The 19,851-nt window shown below is 56.3% G+C and carries 18 protein-coding genes; 10 read left to right on the top strand and 8 right to left on the bottom strand.

The genetic code is table 11. The features are described from left to right. Positions 1–35: 35 nt before the first annotated feature. Positions 36–1,976, top strand: coding sequence for a hypothetical protein (locus Pan97_RS08580; protein ID WP_144971683.1), 1,941 nt, complete (start codon positions 36–38; stop codon positions 1,974–1,976). A 54-nt stretch (positions 1,977–2,030) separates the two neighbouring features. Here Pan97_RS08580 and Pan97_RS08575 read toward each other — a convergent pair whose 3' ends face one another. Then, entirely contained in the window at positions 2,031–3,368 is a 1,338-nt protein-coding gene (locus Pan97_RS08575; protein ID WP_144971682.1) for a sulfatase-like hydrolase/transferase, read from the bottom strand. Between the two features lie 194 nt (positions 3,369–3,562). On the opposite strand from Pan97_RS08575, the gene Pan97_RS08570 reads away from it, so the two are divergent. From Pan97_RS08570 to Pan97_RS08560, 3 genes are read left to right on the top strand one after another with little or no spacing between them, the layout of a single operon-like run. Then, positions 3,563–4,765, top strand: a complete 1,203-nt coding sequence (locus tag Pan97_RS08570) for a DUF58 domain-containing protein (protein WP_144971681.1) — start codon at positions 3,563–3,565, stop codon at positions 4,763–4,765. Next, positions 4,758–7,010, top strand: a complete 2,253-nt coding sequence (locus tag Pan97_RS08565; RefSeq protein ID WP_144971680.1) for a transglutaminase-like domain-containing protein — start codon at positions 4,758–4,760, stop codon at positions 7,008–7,010. The genes Pan97_RS08570 and Pan97_RS08565 overlap by 8 nt, the downstream gene beginning before the upstream one ends. A gap of 24 nt (positions 7,011–7,034) precedes the next feature. Further along, positions 7,035–8,000 (top strand): AAA family ATPase, encoded by a 966-nt coding sequence (locus tag Pan97_RS08560; RefSeq protein ID WP_144971679.1) that lies wholly within the window; start codon positions 7,035–7,037, stop codon positions 7,998–8,000. A gap of 3 nt (positions 8,001–8,003) precedes the next feature. Here Pan97_RS08560 and Pan97_RS08555 read toward each other — a convergent pair whose 3' ends face one another. Next, on the bottom strand, positions 8,004–8,600 hold the full coding sequence (locus Pan97_RS08555; protein ID WP_144971678.1) for a hypothetical protein: 597 nt from the start codon (positions 8,598–8,600) through the stop codon (positions 8,004–8,006). A 294-nt stretch (positions 8,601–8,894) separates the two neighbouring features. Between Pan97_RS08555 and Pan97_RS08550 the strand changes: the two genes are divergently transcribed. Next, a complete protein-coding gene (locus Pan97_RS08550; protein WP_165698664.1) occupies positions 8,895–9,305 on the top strand; it encodes a hypothetical protein in 411 nt (136 codons plus the stop codon). Positions 9,306–9,983: 678 nt separating this feature from the next. On the opposite strand, the gene Pan97_RS08545 is transcribed toward Pan97_RS08550, so the two are convergent. The 4 genes from Pan97_RS08545 to Pan97_RS08530 all read right to left on the bottom strand — a co-directional run bounded on the left by Pan97_RS08545 (position 9,984) and on the right by Pan97_RS08530 (position 13,784). Then, positions 9,984–10,574 (bottom strand): HdeD family acid-resistance protein, encoded by a 591-nt coding sequence (locus tag Pan97_RS08545; protein ID WP_165698663.1) that lies wholly within the window; start codon positions 10,572–10,574, stop codon positions 9,984–9,986. 193 nt (positions 10,575–10,767) lie between these two features. After that, entirely contained in the window at positions 10,768–11,766 is a 999-nt protein-coding gene (locus tag Pan97_RS08540) for an aldo/keto reductase (protein ID WP_144971675.1), read from the bottom strand. Between the two features lie 38 nt (positions 11,767–11,804). Further along, positions 11,805–13,160 (bottom strand): outer membrane protein assembly factor BamB family protein, encoded by a 1,356-nt coding sequence (locus Pan97_RS08535; RefSeq protein WP_144971674.1) that lies wholly within the window; start codon positions 13,158–13,160, stop codon positions 11,805–11,807. Between the two features lie 99 nt (positions 13,161–13,259). Next, a complete protein-coding gene (locus tag Pan97_RS08530; RefSeq protein ID WP_196782324.1) occupies positions 13,260–13,784 on the bottom strand; it encodes a zinc-binding dehydrogenase in 525 nt (174 codons plus the stop codon). A 119-nt stretch (positions 13,785–13,903) separates the two neighbouring features. Between Pan97_RS08530 and Pan97_RS08525 the strand changes: the two genes are divergently transcribed. Together Pan97_RS08525 and Pan97_RS08520 are read left to right on the top strand one after the other, a co-directional pair. Further along, positions 13,904–14,266 carry a helix-turn-helix domain-containing protein gene (locus tag Pan97_RS08525; RefSeq protein WP_196782323.1) on the top strand — a complete coding sequence of 121 codons (363 nt, stop codon included), beginning with the start codon at positions 13,904–13,906 and terminating at the stop codon, positions 14,264–14,266. Between the two features lie 80 nt (positions 14,267–14,346). Then, the gene (locus Pan97_RS08520; RefSeq protein ID WP_144971673.1) at positions 14,347–15,420 is read left to right on the top strand and encodes a sialate O-acetylesterase; all 1,074 of its coding nucleotides are present in this window, start codon (positions 14,347–14,349) and stop codon (positions 15,418–15,420) included. A gap of 55 nt (positions 15,421–15,475) precedes the next feature. Here Pan97_RS08520 and Pan97_RS08515 read toward each other — a convergent pair whose 3' ends face one another. Then, positions 15,476–16,861: a c-type cytochrome domain-containing protein gene (locus Pan97_RS08515; RefSeq protein ID WP_144971672.1), complete on the bottom strand. Its 1,386-nt coding sequence runs from the start codon at positions 16,859–16,861 to the stop codon at positions 15,476–15,478. A gap of 477 nt (positions 16,862–17,338) precedes the next feature. On the opposite strand from Pan97_RS08515, the gene Pan97_RS08510 reads away from it, so the two are divergent. Beyond that, on the top strand, positions 17,339–17,797 hold the full coding sequence (locus tag Pan97_RS08510) for a ferritin-like domain-containing protein (protein WP_144971671.1): 459 nt from the start codon (positions 17,339–17,341) through the stop codon (positions 17,795–17,797). A 119-nt stretch (positions 17,798–17,916) separates the two neighbouring features. On the opposite strand, the gene Pan97_RS08505 is transcribed toward Pan97_RS08510, so the two are convergent. Continuing rightward, positions 17,917–18,276, bottom strand: a complete 360-nt coding sequence (locus tag Pan97_RS08505) for a hypothetical protein (protein ID WP_144971670.1) — start codon at positions 18,274–18,276, stop codon at positions 17,917–17,919. Between the two features lie 320 nt (positions 18,277–18,596). Here Pan97_RS08505 and rpmF point away from each other — a divergent pair, with 320 nt between their 5' ends. Together rpmF and fabD are read left to right on the top strand one after the other, a co-directional pair. Further along, entirely contained in the window at positions 18,597–18,803 is a 207-nt protein-coding gene (rpmF, locus tag Pan97_RS08500; protein WP_144971669.1) for a 50S ribosomal protein L32, read from the top strand. A 131-nt stretch (positions 18,804–18,934) separates the two neighbouring features. Continuing rightward, positions 18,935–19,843, top strand: a complete 909-nt coding sequence (fabD, locus tag Pan97_RS08495; protein WP_144971668.1) for an ACP S-malonyltransferase — start codon at positions 18,935–18,937, stop codon at positions 19,841–19,843. Positions 19,844–19,851: the final 8 nt, after the last annotated feature.

The following is a 19,851-nucleotide window of genomic DNA, read 5'->3' as shown; positions in this document are numbered from 1 at the left end:
ATTCCTGCCAAATTCCTTTTCACCCCCATAGCATCATGAAGCTCTCTCGACGTATCTGGCTGAAGCTCTCCTCGGCATTTGCTTGGAGCGGACCAGCCGCCATCGCTTCGGCTCAAGACGCGCAGGCCGCCGCGAAAGAAATGGATCCGGCCATGCCGTTTGGTGCCGACCATAAGCGGCTCGATTCTCTCGCCGTCGGAAACTGGTGGGACAAGAAAGCCAACGGACGCAACGCGCCTCCGTCGATGATTGTTCCACGCGATGAAGTAGTTGCGTTTGCCGTCTACACGCAAGCCAACGGCGTGCTGAAGATGACCGCGCAGCTCTACCCGCTGAAACCGGACGAGGCCCGCGTCGCCCGACTGGAAATTCAAAAGGATGGCAAGTGGGTCGAGATCGCCAAAGAGGAAGTCCTCTTTCCAGGCTGGAGTGCCCACTTCCGCGTCGAAGACTGGGACGGGTCGAAGACGGTGCCTTACCGCGTGCGCCACGGCAACGAGGCCATGTTCGAGGGAACGATCCGCAAAGATCCGATCGACAAGGAAACGATCGTCGTCGCGAATATGTCGTGCAACTCGAGCCGTACGACCGGTGAACGTCACGAGATCGTCGAGAACCTGCTGCATCAAGATCCTGATCTGCTCTTTTTCGCCGGCGATCAAACTTATCGCCATACCGAACACACTGCAGGCTGGATCGAATTTGGTCTGCAATTCCGTGACGTGATCAAGGATCGTCCTACCATCTGCACACCGGACGACCACGACGTGGGACAGCCCAATCTCTGGGGCGAAAACGGCAAGCTGTCGACATTGTCAGGCAATGCAGACGGCGGCTTCATGTTTCCGGCCGAGTACGTCAACATGGTGCAGCGGCAACAGTCGTGGCACTTGCCTGATCCACCCGATCCAGAGCCGATCGAACGCGGCATTACCGTTTACTTTACGAGCATGAAGGTAGGTGGCGTCGACTTCGCGATTCTGGAAGATCGAAAGTTCAAGAGTGGCCCGGCCGGTAAAATCCCGCAGATGGGTCCGCGGCCTGACCATATCAACGATCCCGCGTACGACCCGGCCACGATCGATCTGTCAGGCTTGGTCCTTCTGGGCGAGCGCCAGCTCAAGTTCCTGAACAACTGGGGACAAGACTGGGAAGACGTGCAGATGAAGTGCGTCCTCTCGCAAACCGCATTCTGCGGGGCCGTTCATATGCACGGCAGCGAAACCGGCCGACTCTTGGCCGACCTCGACTGCAATGGCTGGCCACAAACGGGCCGTCGCAAGGCCTTGGAAGAAATTCGCCGAGCCAAGGCAATCCACCTGTGCGGTGACCAACACTTGGCTGTCGTGGTGAAGCATGGCATCGACCAATTCGGCGACGGGCCTTATGGATTCACGAGTCCCGCGCTGGTGAACACCATCTACGGCCGTTGGTGGCATCCAGAAGATGAAAAGCCAGGCCCTAACCCAGTTCCCGACAGCCCGCTACCGTGGACCGGCGACTTCAAAGATGGCCTGGGTAACAAGATCTCGATGATGGCTTATGCCAACCCGCCGAACATCAAAGACGAGAAGCAGCGAGCCGACGGTTATGGCCTGGTGCGTTTCAATAAGAAGACGCAAGAGGTCACGATCGAATGCTGGCCGCGATTCTCGGATGCCACGAAGGGGGACGAAGGGCAGTTCCCAGGCTGGCCCATCCAAGTTGCCGTCGCGGACTACGACGGACGCAAACCGGTCGGCTTTTTGCCGGAGCTCAAATTCGATGCCGAGGCGAACCCGGTCGTACAAGTCGTGAAGGATGACACCAACGAGATCATCTATACGCAGCGCGTCTCCGGAACTTCGTTCCGTCCGCCTGTTTTCGCCGAAGGTACGTACACCGTTCATGTCGGCAAGAACAAAGCTGGCGAGGTAAGTTTCGCTTCTCTGGCCATCGCCGAAGCCGAAACAGCAATCGACGTGGTACTCGCCTAACGCTGTTTCACTCACCAAATTCAGGGCCCGGCGATTTGCTTCGCCGGGCCTTTTTTACTTCTTGCCGTGCTTCTCCTGCAAGGCTCTCTGCTTCGCATCGGATGCTTTGGTGATTGCTTCGTGCTTGCCTAGCGCTCGGCGAAGCATCGCAATGCGTTCCGGCTCTGAACCTGGGGGCATGCTGCCGGCCAGATCATTCTTTTCGAGTGGATCCTCAACGACATCGTAGATTTGACCGCTGGCATACACTTTGTACTGCGAGTCACGAACATGCTGCGACGCTTTCCCACGCATCCCGTTGCGTTCGTACCAGCAATAGATGTATGGCTTGGCCCTCTCGTGGCCATGAAAGACCGGGGCCAGGCTGACTCCGTCGACTTCCAGCTTTTTAGGCACTTCGACCCCAGCCACCTCAAGGACCGTCGGCAGCACATCGCTGAAGTCGACCAGGTCCGCGGCGACCTTGCCTTGCTCGATCGTGCCTGGCCAACTCGCCACGAAACCGACATGCGTTCCGTTGTCCTTCGTCTTTCCCTTTCCACCGCGATAGTCTCTTCCATGAAACGGCGTGACGACCGACTCGTACGTTCCGTTATCACCGGTCCATAAGATCAACGTCTTCTCGCGCAGGTTGAGTTCGTCCAGCTTATCGACGACCTTGCCGACCATCTTGTCGGTGTAACGCACCATGGCGTCCCAATACTTCGGTCCTTTGTATCCGCCTGGTTCGTTCTTCGCGTCCCGCCACATCGTGGGGTCCCAGTCGGGATGATCAGGGGTCGGCAAAAACGGCCAGTGGGGAGCGATCATCGGGTAATAAACAAGGAATGGCTTATCCTGGTGCGTCTGGATGAAGTCGCAAACGTAGTCACTCACCACGTCGGGACCGAACTCACCATTCTTGAAGTCGACTTCTTTGCCATCGATTTCTAAGCCGGGGTTCGGGTAACGACTCGGACGCCGCGTGAGTTGCCACAAACAGTAATGATCGAAACCAAACTGACGTGGCCCGTCGAAACCGCCGTCGAGTTGCCATTTTCCAGCGATACACGTCTGGTAACCGGCATCGCGCAACAGGTTGGCAAAAGTGACCGCTTTGGGATCGAGCATTCCAAATCGAATGTAATTTCGATTGTTGTAAATGCCCGTCATGATCTGCACACGTGAAGGGGTACAGATCGGCTGTGAATGAGCGTTGTCGAAACGTAACCCTTCCGCGGCCAGACGATCGATATTCGGCGTAGGATAGGCCTCGCTCCCGTAGCATCCCAGGCACTCATAGCCGATATCGTCCGCCATGATGACGACAATGTTCGGCCGCTGCGTTTTTTCTGCCAAGAGGGGAGAAGAGCAAACCAAAAGGAGGGCGAAACCAACGGCGAATCTCAGCATGGGTAAGGACTCGGGAGGAAGAGGAAGTTCGGTGAGCTAGATCACCTATTGTACCGATTCGACCGGATCTAAGCGAATTCTCGATGAAGATTCGGTCAGGGCACTTTCCCTTGCTCCAAAACCTCGAACAATGACGTAGCGGTCACCTATCAATTCCCACTTTCGTTCACCCCAACGGCAGCGAAGCGTCAAGGATGAACCCTACGCCTAAGACACCTTCTGCCAGCACTTCAAGAGGTCAAACTTCGCATCCCATGGGATGGGTGTTGGTTTGCGTGATGGGTGCGTCGGTCATGTGCGGAGTTGTCTGGCACGGTCGCGCGTTCATCGTGACCGGGACATTACTACTGATCGCAGCCGTCGGGGTTCTTCTACCTTATCTGTCGATCCAAAAGCTGCTCGCCAAAATCACTCCTTTGCAGTACCGCGGACAAGTAGGGCAAGAGATGCCGGTTCGGATTCAAGTCGAAAATCAGAACTGGTGGACCTGGGGGACGACAGTCCTCCGTCTCAGTGAACGTCCGTCAGGAAGTAGCCCGGAAGGGTATCAGCACGAACACATGGTGCCGCGTATCGAGCGTAAGGGAACGACCAACGACGTCGTTTCGCTGGTCCCTAGTGCACGCGGCCTGTTTCCCGATCAAACTGGCACGCTCGTCACGCGATTCCCCTTCGGGCTTTTCACCGCCACGAAGACCTTTCCTATCCCCAACCAAGCGATCATTTGGCCCGAGATCGTTCCGTTAGCCGGTCGCGTCAGCGACTCTCGCTATTCGGGTTACGAAAGTTCAGCGACCAGTGCTCGTCACTGGGGGGATGAAGGGGACATTGCCGGACCACGTCCCTATCGGCCTGGCGAATCCCTCCGCCGCGTTCATTGGCGGCATACGGCCCGACGCGGTGATTTGATCGTTTGCGAACGGGAATCGACTTCTTCGCGGCGGCTGCGAATCCGACTCGATCTTGAAAAGCAAAACTCGGACGACATCGAAGCGGCCGAGGCGTATGAAGCCGCGATCAGTATTGCTGCCAGCCTCATTTCACAAGCCGTCGGTGATAACTGGCATGTCGATTTTGAATTGTCCGGTCATCGCTCGTGGGAAGGAATCGACCAGAACGGACTGTTGCCGGTGTTTGACTATCTCGCCATGCTCGATACGGAAAATCACCCTCGGGAAGTCGAGTACCCCTCCACGACTCGACGCGATACCATGCGATCGGTGCTTGTAACCCAGCGTCCGCTTGGTGAAAGCTACCCCGATAGTTGGCACGACGAAATCCTGTGCACCAGTCCCATCGAACCCGCGCCAGGGCAGGGTGCTCGTTGTGTATGGCTACCGCCCCACAGTGACTGGCGTAACACGATTCAGCAAACGGGATCGGTACTGTATGGCTAATACGCAGACGACGATGCGTCTCCAATGGCTTACGCTGGCGTCGGCCATCGCCGGAGTTACCGCCGCCAACGTGACGATCTTCGACAAGTTGGGCACGCCCATCGCCCTGGCAATCAGCGCCGGTTGGGGGCTGGGAATCTGGTTACTCTTCACCCTGGCCAGCCGATTCGGCCGCGATCAAACAACCGCGAGACACCCTTATTTTCCGCCAATCGTTCAAGCAACCATCATGTGCGCGGCGTTGGCAATCCCAGTTGTCCGCGTCTTCGGATTCGGGGCCGACGAGCGTATCGATGCTCTGCTGATGGAGTCGCTGCGTAATCTGTGCGCGACCTCGGCGATCTTCACGTTCGACCCGATCCGTCGTCGGGCAACGCTGTTTATTGGACTACTGCTTGTTCTGTTTTCCTTCACGCTGGAAAGTTCGCTCGCGGTCACGATCTGTACCCTGGCCGAACTAATCATCATGGCATTCTGGTTGTCTGCCAATGAATCACTGCCATGGGAAACCGACGGTCGATATGGCGCTACCCGCTGGAAGCCAGACTTCGTGATTACCTGTACTTTGCTGGTGCTAACCGGTTTCGCGGTGACCTTCTTCATCTACTCGGATAAAGAAAGAAAGGTTGATAAGTCGTTGGATAGCCTCGCGCGGCAGAAGGAACGCCGAGTGAAGTCGGACTTTTCCTTTCAAAAGGAAGAGGAAGAGATTGCCATCGACCATGCCACGAACAAGAAACATGGCGAAGATGCCGAAGGGAGCAGCCAAGGCAAGGACGAGGCCAAACGGCGTGCCCACCGTGAACAGTTCCGGGAATTCTCGACGATCCGCAGTGCCCCCAGCGAGAATCAAGACTTTGAGAAGCTATTCAGCCTGGATACCACCCAAGTCCGCCACATACCTTCCACGCATTACGAACAATTCAACGGCAAGCAGTGGCTCGCCGAGAAGAAATCGCAACTACCTGCCATGACGGCGCAAATCGCCGATCAACAAGGATTGTCGAAGCTGCTCAATGCCGATGATCTCGACTATTCGAAGATCACTCAGAACTTGGATATCACCGACGAAAACTTTCTGGAACAGGCCCGCACGGCCATAGTCAAAGCAATGGCCGACCAAGGTGCCGGCACAATGTCGCCTGATCTCAGTAAGATCTCTCCTTCCGATCTGCAGCGTTTGATGCAAAGCCACCCAGAGTGGGCCAACGAAGCGTCCCTGGTCGTGACCCACTACGAGCTTCAGGCACTAGCCGAACAAATGAAGAGCGATCCCCAACTGCTCTGGAAGTTTTTAGCGACGACCCGCGGAAACGAATACCGCCAGTCCAGCGTTCTCTCCAAATTAAGGCAGTGGCGAGAAGCACAAGAGGGACCATTCCTGCCCGACGAGTTAGCCGCACTCGTTCAGGAGTGGACCGACGGCACTGATCCTGGTTGGGAGGAAATCATGGGGGTCGTTAATGGACTCCGCAATCACGCCGAGTACGATCCCCAGGCAACGATTCCGGCTGGCGAAACCGATTCCGTCTTCTACTTTCTCGTTGAATCCAAACGTGGCCCTGACTATCTCTTTGCGTCGTCCGCCGTCGTGCTGTTGCGGTCCCTCGGCTATCCGACTCGCCTGGTAGGTGGCTACTACGCCAACGAGAACAAACGCTCGTGGCTTACCGGTAACGTTGCCATTGAAGAAGACGACGTGCATTACTGGGCTCAGGTCAAACTCGATGATCGAGTGTGGGTCGATATTGAACCAACTCCTGGCTTTGACATCCCTTCGGCAAACGATCAGGAGCAAGCGACCATCGCGTTGACCGTATGGAATTTTCTCGCTGATCATGGCGTTCGAATTGCCGGCGTGCTGATTTGCGTGCTGGTGCTCGCGAAGCTGGTTATTCGTCCGCTTGAGAGCTTGATCTTTTACCTGCTCTGGCGTTACTGGCCCTGGCAAACACCTCGTGAAATTGTTCATAAGACGCAGCGATTGCTCCGAAACCGGTTCAAAACAGCCGGTATTGCGCCGCACGCAGGGCAATCCTTTGCCAACTGTGTTCTTCGTCTCGATCCGCAGCAAGATTGTTTGCAGCGCTATCACACGCTAGGGCAACAAGCAATCTATCATGATGACCCATCCACCAATTCAACCCTCAAGCAAGAGCTTCGTAAAGCTTCGCGAGAAGTGGTTGCCTGGGCGACCCCCGGGCGTTTGAAGGATACCGTCCGCGCGTTGGATTCCGCCAGCTAACATCCGCTGATCAAGGATTTGTTCATGACCTCCTCCCATGAAATGGCTTCCCCGACAACCTCGGCAGACCTGGATGCTGAAGCGGTCCTGGGCCGGCTGCGTAATCGCCTGAACGAGCATCTGCGCGGCAAACCGGAAACCGTACAGCTCGTACTTGCCTGTCTGCTTGCCCGCGGAAATCTGTTGATTGAGGATCTGCCGGGTCTGGGCAAAACGACGCTGGCCAAGGCCCTCTCGGAAGCCATCGGCGGGCGTTTCTCGCGCGTTCAATGTACGCCGGACTTGCTGCCGGGAGACGTCACCGGATTCAACATCTTTAATCAGCAAACGTCACAATTCGAGTTTCACGAGGGGCCTGTCTTTGCCGATGTGGTCTTGGCCGACGAGATCAATCGTGCCACGCCCCGCACTCAGAGTGCCTTGCTGGAAGCCATGGCAGAGCACCAGGTAACCATTGACAATCACACCTACCGGCTTTCTGAAACGTTCTTTGTCATCGCCACGCAAAACCCGGAAGAACTACACGGCACGTTTCCGCTTCCAGAAGCACAGCTCGATCGCTTCTCGATGAAGATCAGCATCGGCGCGCCGGACCGAAACAGCTTGATGGAACTCATGAAATCGCGCGGCGGCGTATTGGAAGGGTTTCAAGAGGCCGAAGAGCCTATTTTGAATCGCACGCAGCTTCTTCAGCTGCAGCAGCAAGCCGCTTCGGTCGAAACAGGCGAAATGCTACTCGAGTACGTCGCTGATCTCGCCGAAGCATTCAGCGCCAATAATAAGTTCACCGGTCATGTGAGTCCGCGAGGCATCCTGCAGTGGCTGCGTTGTGCGCAGGCCTGGGCCTACCTGCAAGGTCGCCAGTTCGTCACAGCGGATGACGTGCAACACGTGGCGTTACCGGTGATTTCGGCCCGTTCGACGGGAGGTTCCGCCCAAAGCCGTCAAGTGATTGGTGACCTGATCGCTGAGGTCAATGTCCCTTTCTAAGGATCAGTCGATGCGAACCCCGTCGCCCACCATTTTGGCGACTTCCTCTTCCCCTCGGTAAACCCAGGCTTCCAGATCGTCTCCATGTTGCGTTTCAATCTGCTCGCCGATTTCGTTAACGCGTGACAGTGCCGCCTCGAACGTCGCTTCCGTCTTCGCGTCGGCCCGGGCAAACCCCTTCGCGTTGCGATCGTCTTCGTCCGACTGGGCCGTCCATGGCTCGAAGATCAAGTTCACCTGGTGATTGGGCGCATCGGGGTCGTAAGCGTCTCGATCCGCCTTGTCCGCAGTCCGCCCGCCGAAGTCAGGCACAGGACTACGCAACGCGGTCCAAGCCATTTGGCCGCCACGCGAAAAACGGATCATGATCATGCCTGGCAACCACTCGACGCACCAATAGACGTCGTCGCCATCCAAGATGTAGCTGTAGCGTGCCAACATGTGCAAAATGGCCGCCGGCCCCTTCATGTATTCTTCCGCTGAGAGGGGTTTGAGCGTTTCCGCGGCGCGGCGAAGGTAATCGGCATCGTCCTGATCGACCGGAGCCGTGAACATCGCTGGGGCCTGACGTTTTTGCTCGACAAGAATGACATACCGCATGATGACTTCTCAACAGACATAGGAAACCAACTGGGAATCCCGCATTTTACGGGGTGAAGGGAATCTTCGCGAGAACCTGCGAAATGCAACCCCTAAGGGCAAACTAATTGCCATCCACCGATCTGACTGGCGATGCGTTTTCCTTAAGTCAGATACTTTCTGGTTGGGATACAACCGCATCCATCCAGGCGGCTATCCGAATCCGCGAGAATGAGTGCGGTTGCATTTTCAAATTTGACGAGGTAGTATTCTCTGAGTCTTACTCAAGAATTTATTGCCTACCAGCATCGCTTGATGTTCCGTTCCTCCGCACAAAATGATTCCGCTGAATCTGCCTCGACCGCAGGTGGTGGTTCTGTGCTGCGTTGTGTACACGGGGCGAGATTTCATCTTTCGGACAACATTTCTCCCGTTCGAGCGTTCCTGGTGATCTTCTATGCCGTGCTGGTGGTTGGCGGTCTGCTACAGACCGATTTTTCCCCTAGCGGAAAGCTGACCAGCCCCCACTCGCACGACAGCGGATTGGCGGAAGTCACCGAAATTGATGCCGAAAGTAAGACCGAAACACAACTGCTGACGTTAGCTTCAAATTGGGCGACGCCTACATTCGAGGTCACAGCGACTTTCGTCGTCAGCGATCGTCCAGCGGCTATCATCTCTCGGCAACACGTCGTCTCTTGTTTGCGTGGGCCGCCGAACGCCTAGGCGTCTTGCCCTTCTGCCACTCATGCATTTCGATCGATCCCTTGCGGCGTGGCAGATCTCGCATCTCATAAGCCGTCACGTACAGACTTGCGTCGTGATTTTCGGCGAACGAGATCTGCGAGACCTTCCAATGAGCTTCCTCGGGATAACTTTTCCTGAGGTTTGAAATCGAGTGATCGGAAGCGGAAAGGCACCTTTTCGATTTGCTCAAACGCTCTATCAGAGCCTAACGAAACACTTGCTAGTCGCGACCGACTGGCATATTGGCGCGTTGATGGCTTTATAGCCATCTTCGGAACTGGCGGTTGCCGGCGGGTTGGCCGCAGTGGGGTTCATCGTGAATGGTAGTCCGGGACGGATCGTGACGTGGATGTTGCGAACATTCCTTCCGACACGCCATTTCTCGATGCGGTAACCGTCAGTTCTTTTTTTGATCAGATACGGCAGCGACATTCGGTCAGGCGATCGCTTTGGCCGAAGAATCCGACCTGGCAGAAATCACCATTTAATTTGTCGACGCGATGTCGAGCACTTCCTCCACCTCCTGAGTTCAAGAAGCGGCACCGAAAGCTTCAAGCCATCCCCTGCGCTTGAAAGCTGAGGTGTTCCTGAGAAATGGCCGCCGGCGCGCCTTTAGCCGACGGCTATTTCTTTGCGCTCAAACAGTCGTTCTCGTCGTTATGCGTGAGCGGCATCTTCCGATGGAGGCTCGGACTGGGTGGTGACCTCCTCGATCTTGTCCGCGATCTTTCCCAGAGTCATCGCGACGAAAATCAACGCCATACCGGTGATCAACAGATCGACACCTACCAGAATGCCAATCGCCCACATGCCCGAAGCGGGCCACTGCGTCCAGATCATCGCGCCCAACAGCCAGGTAATGACGCCACTAAAAAGCATCCCTAGCCAGCCTTGGGCTGGACGAAAGCTGAAAGAAGCGACGACCTTCCAGATACCTTCGGCAACAAAGTATGCCGCGAGAATCATCGTCAGAATCTCCATCCCCAAAATCGGATGCGCGAGAACGGCAATCCCACCCAACGTCGTCACGGTACCAAGAATCAGCGGAAGTAGTTTATGGGACCATCCTTCCGCTTTAAGCCCCATGGCAACCTGCGAGATTCCAGCGATCAGCATGATGGCACCCACGATATAAACGACCGCGGTACCAGCAACGGCCGGCGACCCAATCGCGATCACACCCAATATCGCCGTCAAAATGCCCATGATCAAAAGAAAGGTAACGCTTGCTTTTTTTGCTTCGGCCATGGTGTTTCTCCCCCGATTAGAATTTACCCAGTCCCCAGATTGTACCGCTGAAAACTGAGACATTCTACAAATAACTTCTCGCAGGGGTACGATGCGTGTGTTTGGTCTTAAGTCGATGCAGGCAGTCTGGAACGTATCCTTCACTATTGCTTTGCAGAGCGATCCCAGGTTCGTCGAACCGAAGCCGATAGAGCTACAGCCCGGTCATCTGCTCCAAATGCTCTGGATAGCGTTCGCCGTGGACGGCCACCTTCGCTGCTGCGTCTTCGATATCTGAGAGATCCTCAGCCGTAAGCTGCATCGAAGCGGCCGCCAGATTTTCTTCCAGCCTATTAAGATTCGTTGTGCCCGGTATTGGCACGATCCACGGCTTCTGAGCCAACAGCCAAGCCAGGCAAATCTGGGCGGCGGTCGCATTCATTCGACTGGCGACTTCCTGCAAGACATTCACCAGGGATTGATTCGCCTCTAAGGCCTCGGGGCTAAAACGCGGTAGCTTAGCGCGGAAGTCCTTATCATCCAGCTTCGTCGTTCCCTTGAGTGCCCCGGCCAGAAATCCGCGGCCCAGCGGGCTGTAGGGAACCAAGCCGATGCCGAGTTCTTCCAGTACCGGCAACATTTCGTTTTCGATCCGCCGCCACCACAGCGAATACTCACTTTGCAGCGCCGCGACCGGCTGCACGGCATGAGCCCGGCGAATGGTCTCGATGCCTGCTTCGGACATGCCAAAGTGCTTGACCTTACCTTCGGCAATCAACTCCTGAACCGCACCGGCGACTTCCTCGATCGGCACGTTGGGATCGACGCGATGCTGATAGAATAAATCGATCCGATCGGTTCGCAGCCGCTTAAGAGACTGCTCGCAGACCTCCTTGATATGCTCGGGCCGACTATTCAGTCCGATGGCCCCAGGCACCTTATCAGGACCGGTCAAATCAAATCCAAACTTGGTTGCCAACACAACCTGATCGCGTACCGATTCCAACCCTTCGCCGACGACCTCTTCATTGGCAAAGGGACCGTAAACCTCGGCGGTGTCGAATAGCGTCACGCCTCGTTCAACCGCTGCCAGTAGCAACGATTTCATTTCCTCCTTGTCCTTGCCGGGGCCGTAATAGGCCGTCATGCCCATACAGCCCAGGCCAATGGCCGAGACCTCGAGTCCGCTAGTTCCAAGCGTTCGCTTTTGCATGCGATTGCCTTTCTCTGTTCCAAGTGAGTTGTGCCGTTTTATTTCTCCGCAACGTCGTAGCACAGCAGCAGGTCGTGATCGCGAATGTACAACTTGCCATTGGCGATCACCGGGTGAGCCCAGGCCGGCGAATCGGTTCGATCAGGCTGCTCGAAACGTCCCTTCTCGACGTATTCTTCCTGGTTGGGTTCAATCAGCAGAACGGTACCATCCTCGGTTCGCAGATAGAGCAGACCATCCGCCATCGCCAAGGCACCTTTCTGGGCACTTCGTTCACGCCACAGCACTTCACCGGTTTGATAGTCCAAGCAGGCGAGAAATCCACCGCCGTTGCCACCGTTGGCACCGTACAGACAACCATCGACCACGATCATACCGCCGTGGTGGTTTTGCATGTTCGAGGTGAAATAGACCTCTTCGGCTTCGATGGTGCCGTCGTCCGTCTTATTCAATTGGACCGCTCCACCACCGTTTCCGTAGGCCGATGCAGCGAAGACCAAACCATCGTGGTAAATCGGCGTCGAGCAGTTGATTCCCATGGCATTGGCCGGACGGTCGTACTTCCAAAGAAGCTGGCCGTCGTCGGCAGCCACGCTCACCAAAGCCTTGGCCGTCAACTGCACATACTGCCGCTGGCCGCCGAAATCGATCGCAATCGCCGAAGCATAGGCCGCGTCCGGTCGAGGTCCACCTCGGCTAAAGCCACGTCGCCCTCGGCCACGTTCCCCGCCACGTGGTGGTTCCTCGCGTGGCTCTTCCTTCATCGGCTGGGCTTCCTCCTGCTGCGTCTTCGATTGCCAAAGCGTCTTGCCGGTTCGCTTGTCGAGAGCGACGATCGTGGCTTTGTTGCCGCCAGGCGTAACGATCATCTTTTCGCCGTCGATCAGTGGTGACTCGCGGTAGCTCCAACGTGGAATGGTGCCCCCGAAATCCTCCTTCAGGTCACGCTGCCAGACGAGCGTCCCGTCTTCGACACTCAAGCAGGCCACATTACCGGCCATTCCCATGACGAACAGAAGCTTGCCATCGACGGTCGGCGTGCAGCCGGGACCTTCCTTCGACTGGGGCATATCCTGCTGGTAAGCAGGGCCCAGCTTGGTTACCCAGAGCTGCTCGCCATTTTTTTCGGAAAGTGCCCACACCACTTCGTCCTCGCCACGATTGCTCATCCCGAAGATGCGTCCGTCGGCGATCGATGGAGTGCTGTCTCCGCCCCCGAGGCCGGTGACTCTCCAGGCGAGTTCAGGGCCACCGCTGGGCCAGGTTTTCATCAGGCCGGTCTCCTGGGAGATGGCATCCCGATGGTATCCCTGCCACTGCGGCCAATCGTTGGCCATAAGCGAAGCCGAAAAGCCAAAGCTGGCCACGAAAAAGGTAAGGATAAGCCGCTGCATAGTCATTCCCCTTGAATATCGTATTGACGTATCTTTGCCGAGCAAACGTACTTGGTTAAACACGTAAGCCGGCGGAACGTCCCGCTAAACCTGGTCGATTTACGCCGTTTTCAGCGATTCCATGTCAATGAAAAAACGATACTTAACATCTGATTTTAAAAGACGTTCGTACGCCTCGTTCACTTTCTGAATCGGAATCACTTCGACATCCGACGTGATGTTCTTTTCACCACAGAAATCGAGCATCTCCTGCGTTTCCGCAATGCCGCCAATGATCGAGCCTGACAGACTTCGGCGTCCAAATAGCAGCGAAAACCCAGAGACCTCGATCGGCTGTTCGCTGGCCCCGACCAAGGTCAGATTACCGTCGGTCGTAAGCATCCCCAGTAGCGCGTTCATATCGTGCGGAGCCGAGAGCGTATCGAGGATAGAGTTGAAACTGCCGGCGTGCTTTTGCATCTCGTCTGCATTGCGAGAGATGATCACTTCATCGGCACCCAAACGCAGGGCGTCTTCCTTCTTGCTAGGCGAAGTCGTGAAGACGACCGTGTGGGCCCCCAGCGCGTGAGCGAACTTAATACCCATGTGTCCCAGCCCGCCCAGGCCAACAATGCCGACCTTCATGCCAGGGCCGACGCCATAGCGTTTGATGGGGGATTAGGTGGTAATCCCAGCACAGAGCAGGGGGGCCGTTCCGGCCAAATCGAGATTCTCAGGCAGACGCAGCGTAAAGTGCTCGTTACTTGACCCGTTTCGGTGGAAATGCCCATCGCATGGTGCGAGCCATCGAATCGATCCTGGCCAACTTCGACCAGCCGATCCGCATTGAAGACCTCGCCAAAGAGTTGAGCATGAGCGTCTCCGGTTTTCATGTGCATTTCAAAACGGTCACTGCGATGACCCCCATCCAGTTCCAGAAGCAACTTCGCCTGCAGGAAGCACGACGACTGATGCTCGACGACGGCCTCGATGCCGCGCAAGCCGGCTTCCAGGTCGGCTACGAAGACGCCTCGCACTTCAGCCGGGAATACAAACGGCACTTCGGCAAGCCACCGATGCGCGATGTGGAACAGCTGCGAGCAACCGCCATATTGGATCGCGCCTAGCGTTTTTTTCTACATTTCTGCTGCGCGGTTGTTCATAATACGGGTTCCGCTGAGCGCTTCTCACCCTAAGGAAACCTATCATGACACGACATCTTTTCTTCACGCTTCTCTCGCTTCTTCTGTTCGCTTCGACTTCGCTGATCCAAGCTGCCGAGCCTTCAAATCTCGTCCGACCTGACGATCAGCCTGCCGATATGAGTAAGCCCGTGAAGGTCTACATCCTGATGGGGCAATCGAATATGCTCGAAATGGGCAAGGTCGCCGGGGACCAGGAAGGTACGCTCGAGCACGCGGTGAAGAGTAAGGGACTCTATCCCTACCTGGTCGATGACGCCGGCAATTGGACACAGCGTAAAGACGTTCGCAACGTGGCGGTGATGGGGAGCGGCGGCCCTGACAAATGGCAAGTGAGAAAGAACGATTGGCTGAAGGTCGCCGGAGGAAAGATCGGCGTTGAAATCGGCATCGGTCAGCATATGGGTCAATTCCACGACGAGCCTGTGCTGATCCTCAAGAGCGCGATCGGAAATCGCTCCCTCGGCTGGGACCTTCTTCCGCCTGGCTCACCCTCGTACGAGTTTACCGACCCCAAAGACGGCAAGACGTATGTCTATGCCGGTTACGGGCAGTCTCCACTTCGTTGGGAGAAAGGGACCGAGCCTGAGCCGATCGGCTGGAAGGCTGGCCTCCAATACGACGGCGACGTCGCGCGTGCCAAACAAGTCTTGAGCGAACTCGACAAGTACTATCCCGGTGCCAAGGGTTACGAGATCGCCGGCTTCTTTTGGTGGCAGGGGGACAAGGATCGCTACAACGCCGGCCATTCGCAGAAGTACGAACAGAACCTGGTCAACCTGATCAAGCAGCTTCGCAAAGAGTTCGACGCGCCGCATGCCAAGTTTGTGTGCGCTACCCTGGGACAAACCAACAAGGACGATGCTTCAGGCACCGAGAAGGACATCATCGAAGCCCAGCTGGCCATCAGTGATCCCAGCAAACACTCCGAGTTCAAAGGGGAAACTGCGACTGTTTACACCCATCCACTATCGAAAGGAGGGGCTTCCAACGGCCACTATGGAGGCAACGCCGAGACCTACATGAACGTAGGCCAGGCGATGGGAGCGGCCATGGTTCAGTTGATGAAGAACCAATAGCAGTCAGCGTTTCTTTCTCATCCTTCGAAAAGTCATCGACCTGCCCGCCGATCATTTACTTGCGGTGCGGCAGGTCCATTTCGATCCACTTCTTGATCAGTTCCATTTCCTCCTGCGGAAGCTTGCCGCCGCGGGGCGGCATTTGCGGAACGAGAGAATCAGGGGGAGCATTAAGCGCCTTGAAGATCATGCTTTCGTCGGGCCTGCCAGGCACCGCGCCGGGACCGCCGTAACCGCCAATCAAGATTTCCTCGCGCGAGTTCAACGCCAGATCACCTTTCGGCTCTTTCTCGGTCGTATGACAGCGATAACATCGCCGCTGCAGGATTGGTTCAACTTTCTCGGTGAAGAACGCAATCTGCTCTGGCGTGAACTCAATTTCCGACTTCTTAGCATTCTCTGGCTTCATAGCGGCTAACGCTGCTTCGTCATCGTGGTCCGCGACACTCGGCAGCAATTGAGCCATCGCATAGACCGACCAGGCAGTCGCCACGGCCGAGATGAATTGATCTTTCCCGTGCGGGAAGGACGTCTCGAAGTGAGGCTGCACGAAGGGGGCCCGCTTCTTCACGTGCCACGAACCATCTTCCAGCTGCGAGCCCAACAGAAAACGCAGTCCGGCCTGAATAGCAACGTCATCACGCTTGAGTTGTTCCGATTCGAGCAACGCAATCAGCACGGTACTGGTCGCGTACGCGTCGCTCTCTTGTCCAGGCAGCTGTGCCCAACCCCCATCGTCTTGCTGGATCTCAAGCAACTTCTTCGCTTCGTCTCGGATCGCACGCTCGTCAGCTTCCACAAGCTTCAGCGTCCGCAGCTTCGAAACACTCTCTTCGGTATCGCGACTGGGCGTGCGGATGAGCCAATCTCGAGCTTCAGTCACGCGCACCGCGACCCCCAGTTTCGTATCAGGCGTCGTGTAATCGAGAACCCCGCGGACAACGGCCCACGTGGTGGTGAACGGGCTGGCCACCGTCGGCGGACGAGGCCTTCCGGCCCAGGCCCAGTGGTCACTCTCGTGGTCGTATTGAACCAGGTGCTCGACGGCGAGGTGCGTCGCCTCATCGGCCGGCCAATCACCAGCGGCCAGCGTCATCAGTTGCCAACCAATCCCATCGGCCTGACCCGGCGTCCGCCCGCCAACGCCTACCCGGCGAATGGCCCGCGTAAGATTCAACTGGGCACGCTCCATCTGCTCAAGCACATTCTGCCGATCGACCTCAAACCCACGCAGCCGCGCGGCCTCGATCGCCATCGTGGTGACGCCCCCATGATGACATGTGTAACAAGCCCGCTCCCGCAGAGCGACCTTCGAGGTCTCTTCCACCAGCGGCAACGCCTTCTGAATCGAAGCACGAAGCTCGTCATCGGAAACAGGCTGCTGGGCATGTAGCAGAGAAGGGAGGAACAAGAGCACGGAAAGAGAGAAGAGCAATCGCATCCTGTTGGCCTTAGTTAGGGTCTTTGCGAGTAAAAGACTTTGGCAATCGTGCGGACCTAGGCCCAGCCAATCGAACCCCGTCGATGGGTTCGAGTTTCGGTAACAGAAGGTGAATCGCTCTTCATCCAGTGATCGTCGCCAAGAGTACTCTCGGATCACCTTTGGCTTCTTATTGAGACCGACTCACCACAACGCTCGTCTCAACAAGGCCCCTTGTTGAGAGCGACTATCTTTTGATGAAAAATGCAAGTGAAGACCACGCTTAGGGTTACTTCCCTCTGGATTTTGTCGATACGAGTGATACCATTCGGGAAGAAGTTGAGACTGTACACGATGATGTAGCCACCGCCAACGTATCGTTCAGGCTCGCGACTTGCACCGTACTTATCCAGCGTATCCGCTGCTTACTCAACGGTGATGACGCAACACTCACGAGCGACCTTGCTCGCTCTTAAGCCAGAATGAAAGGACACCACCATGGATCAGGCCGTAATTGACAAGTTGAATGAAATTCTGAAGCACGAATGGACCGGAGTCGCTCAGTACTCGCAGGCCGGCTTCGTTGTCAGCGGGCTGTGGCGCGAAGTTTACAGTGAAATGTTCCTGGATGCCGCCAAGGAATCGTTTGGCCATGCCAAGATCATCGGCCAGAAGATTTCCGCACTCGGCGGCGTTCCGACCATCGAACGTAACCAGGTCAAACAAACCGATGACCTGTACGAGATGCTAACCAACGGCCTGGCATTCGAATCGAAGGCCGTTGAGCTTTACCAGGAAGTCCTGTCGATGGTCGACGGAAAGAATCGCCCTCTGGTCGTTCTGCTGGAAGAAATCTTGCTGGAAGAGCAGGAAGGCGTGGACGAATTCACGATGATCCTGAAAGACCCAAGCGTGGCCGCCCAGGCCAAGGGTGGCAGCGCCTCGAAAGCTGGCTAAGCCGCCAAGAAAACAAACGACCCTTTGAACCAGGCGTTCAAAGGGTCGGCTGATTACACGAGTGTTGTTGGGGTGACACCCAGGCAAAACCCAGGCACTTGCCTCAACAATGCTTTTATCTAAGCGGATTCCGCGTGCCAGACACGCAGCGATGGGGCCGACGACGAACCGATTCTTCCCGACACGATGGCATCTTGTTCCGTGCGGGTCGCTTTAAGAGTGACACGCTCGCGATTCTTTGCGGAAACCATGTCTGGCAAAGCACTTGCGATACCCAAGGCCGTTCGCAGGGCGGCAAGCGATTCTGGCGATACTTGAACGCTGGATTGAGTGAACCAGCCCACACGCTGACCACCGAAGCTTTGCTGGCGGATTTCGACAAACGCGCAACCGTCACGGTCGGTACAATTGACGACGAGCGTGCGGTCACGGTCTCCGGTCGAGATCGTTTCGACCACATGTTCTTTGAGGTAGGACATAAATTCAGGCGAGAGTGTTATCGGCTTAAATAAAGTTGATATCAAGTCTCAGTACATGCTTATTCTGTGGCGATTGCATGGATGCGTCAATAACAAAAATCCCAAATACGGGAATTAGTAGGGCTTATTGACGGTTCTGCGGAATACCAGTATCATTTCGCGTTTCCACCTGCATATTGTGCCTCATCTATTTTGAGGCTTTCATCGGACGTTCGCCCCACCAGTCGCTGGATCGGCATAATCCACCGCGGCTTTCAGGGCACTAAATTGTGGCAAGCAAGCGACTTACGCTTTGCTACACCCTCGCTGGAAACACGGTCATGGCAGTACCAAAGAGAAAACAGTCGAATTCCCGCACCGGCATGCGTCGCGCTCACGATGGCCTGAAGGCCCGCGAGCTGACTCTCTGCCCCCATTGCTTGCACGAACGTCGCATTCGCGTCGCCGTTCCTACCCACGTGGTATGCCCTGAATGTGGCTACTATCAGGGTCGCATCGTCATGCCAACTAGCGAAGTCGCCGAATAAGCACTCCCCTGGGCTTCCAAGCGAACAAGACCGCTGGGACAATGCCCGTGCGGATGATTTCATCCGTACGTGTAGACCTCTGCCAGCGGTCTGTCGACTTCGAAGCTTGATCGAGAGAAGGGCCCCCTGCGATGAGCAAGATCGCATTTCTGTTCCCGGGACAAGGCGCGCAAACCGTTGGAATGGGGAAATCCCTCTACGAATCGTTGCCGGCCGCGAAAGAGCACTTCGACCGAGCCAACGAAATCCTGGGCTACGACCTGGCCTCGATCTGCTTTGAAGGCCCCAGCGAAAAGCTCGACTCAACCGTCCATAGCCAGCCAGCCCTGTTCGTCACCAGCATTGCGGCACTTGCGCAGCTGCGGGACCAGACCCCAGACGTTCTTCTCTCCGCGGAAGCCACCGCCGGACTGAGCCTGGGCGAGTATACGGCCATGGTCTTCGCTGGCGTGATGGAGTTTGAAGACGCGCTGAAAGTCGTCCAGGTACGCGGCGAAGCCATGCAGGCCGCCTCCGATGCCGTACCAAGCGGTATGGTCAGCATCCTGGGACTTGAACAGGATGCCGTCGAGAAGATCTGCGACGAAGCCCGCGGCGATGGCATTCTACAAATCGCCAACTTGCTTTGCCCTGGCAATATTGTCGTTTCCGGCACGAACGATGCCTGCGAGCGAGCCGCTGAAATCGCTGAGAAGAGCGGTGCCATGAAGGTCATTCCCCTGGCCGTCGCCGGGGCGTTTCACACGGAAATCATGCGACCTGCAGTCGATAAGCTGACCGCCGCGCTCGCGAACGTCACGCTCAAGAGTCCTAAGATCCCGGTTATTTCCAATGTCGACGGTCAACCGCACGACGACGTCGAAGAGATCCGCTCGCTTTTGCAGCAACAAGTCTGCTCGCAGGTTCGCTGGGAACAATCCATGCGCTACCTCTTGGACCAGGGCTTCGACGAGTTTTACGAAATCGGTGCCGGCAAGGTGCTTCGCGGCCTGATGAAGCGAATCAATCGCAAAGTTGCGTTCACCGGCGTCGAAGCCTAACCCCTTTG

It is taken from the genome of Bremerella volcania, from assembly GCF_007748115.1.
GTDB lineage: Bacteria > Planctomycetota > Planctomycetia > Pirellulales > Pirellulaceae > Bremerella > Bremerella volcania.
Note: the sequence above shows the minus strand (reverse complement) of the source record. Positions and strands in the feature narration are given on the sequence as shown.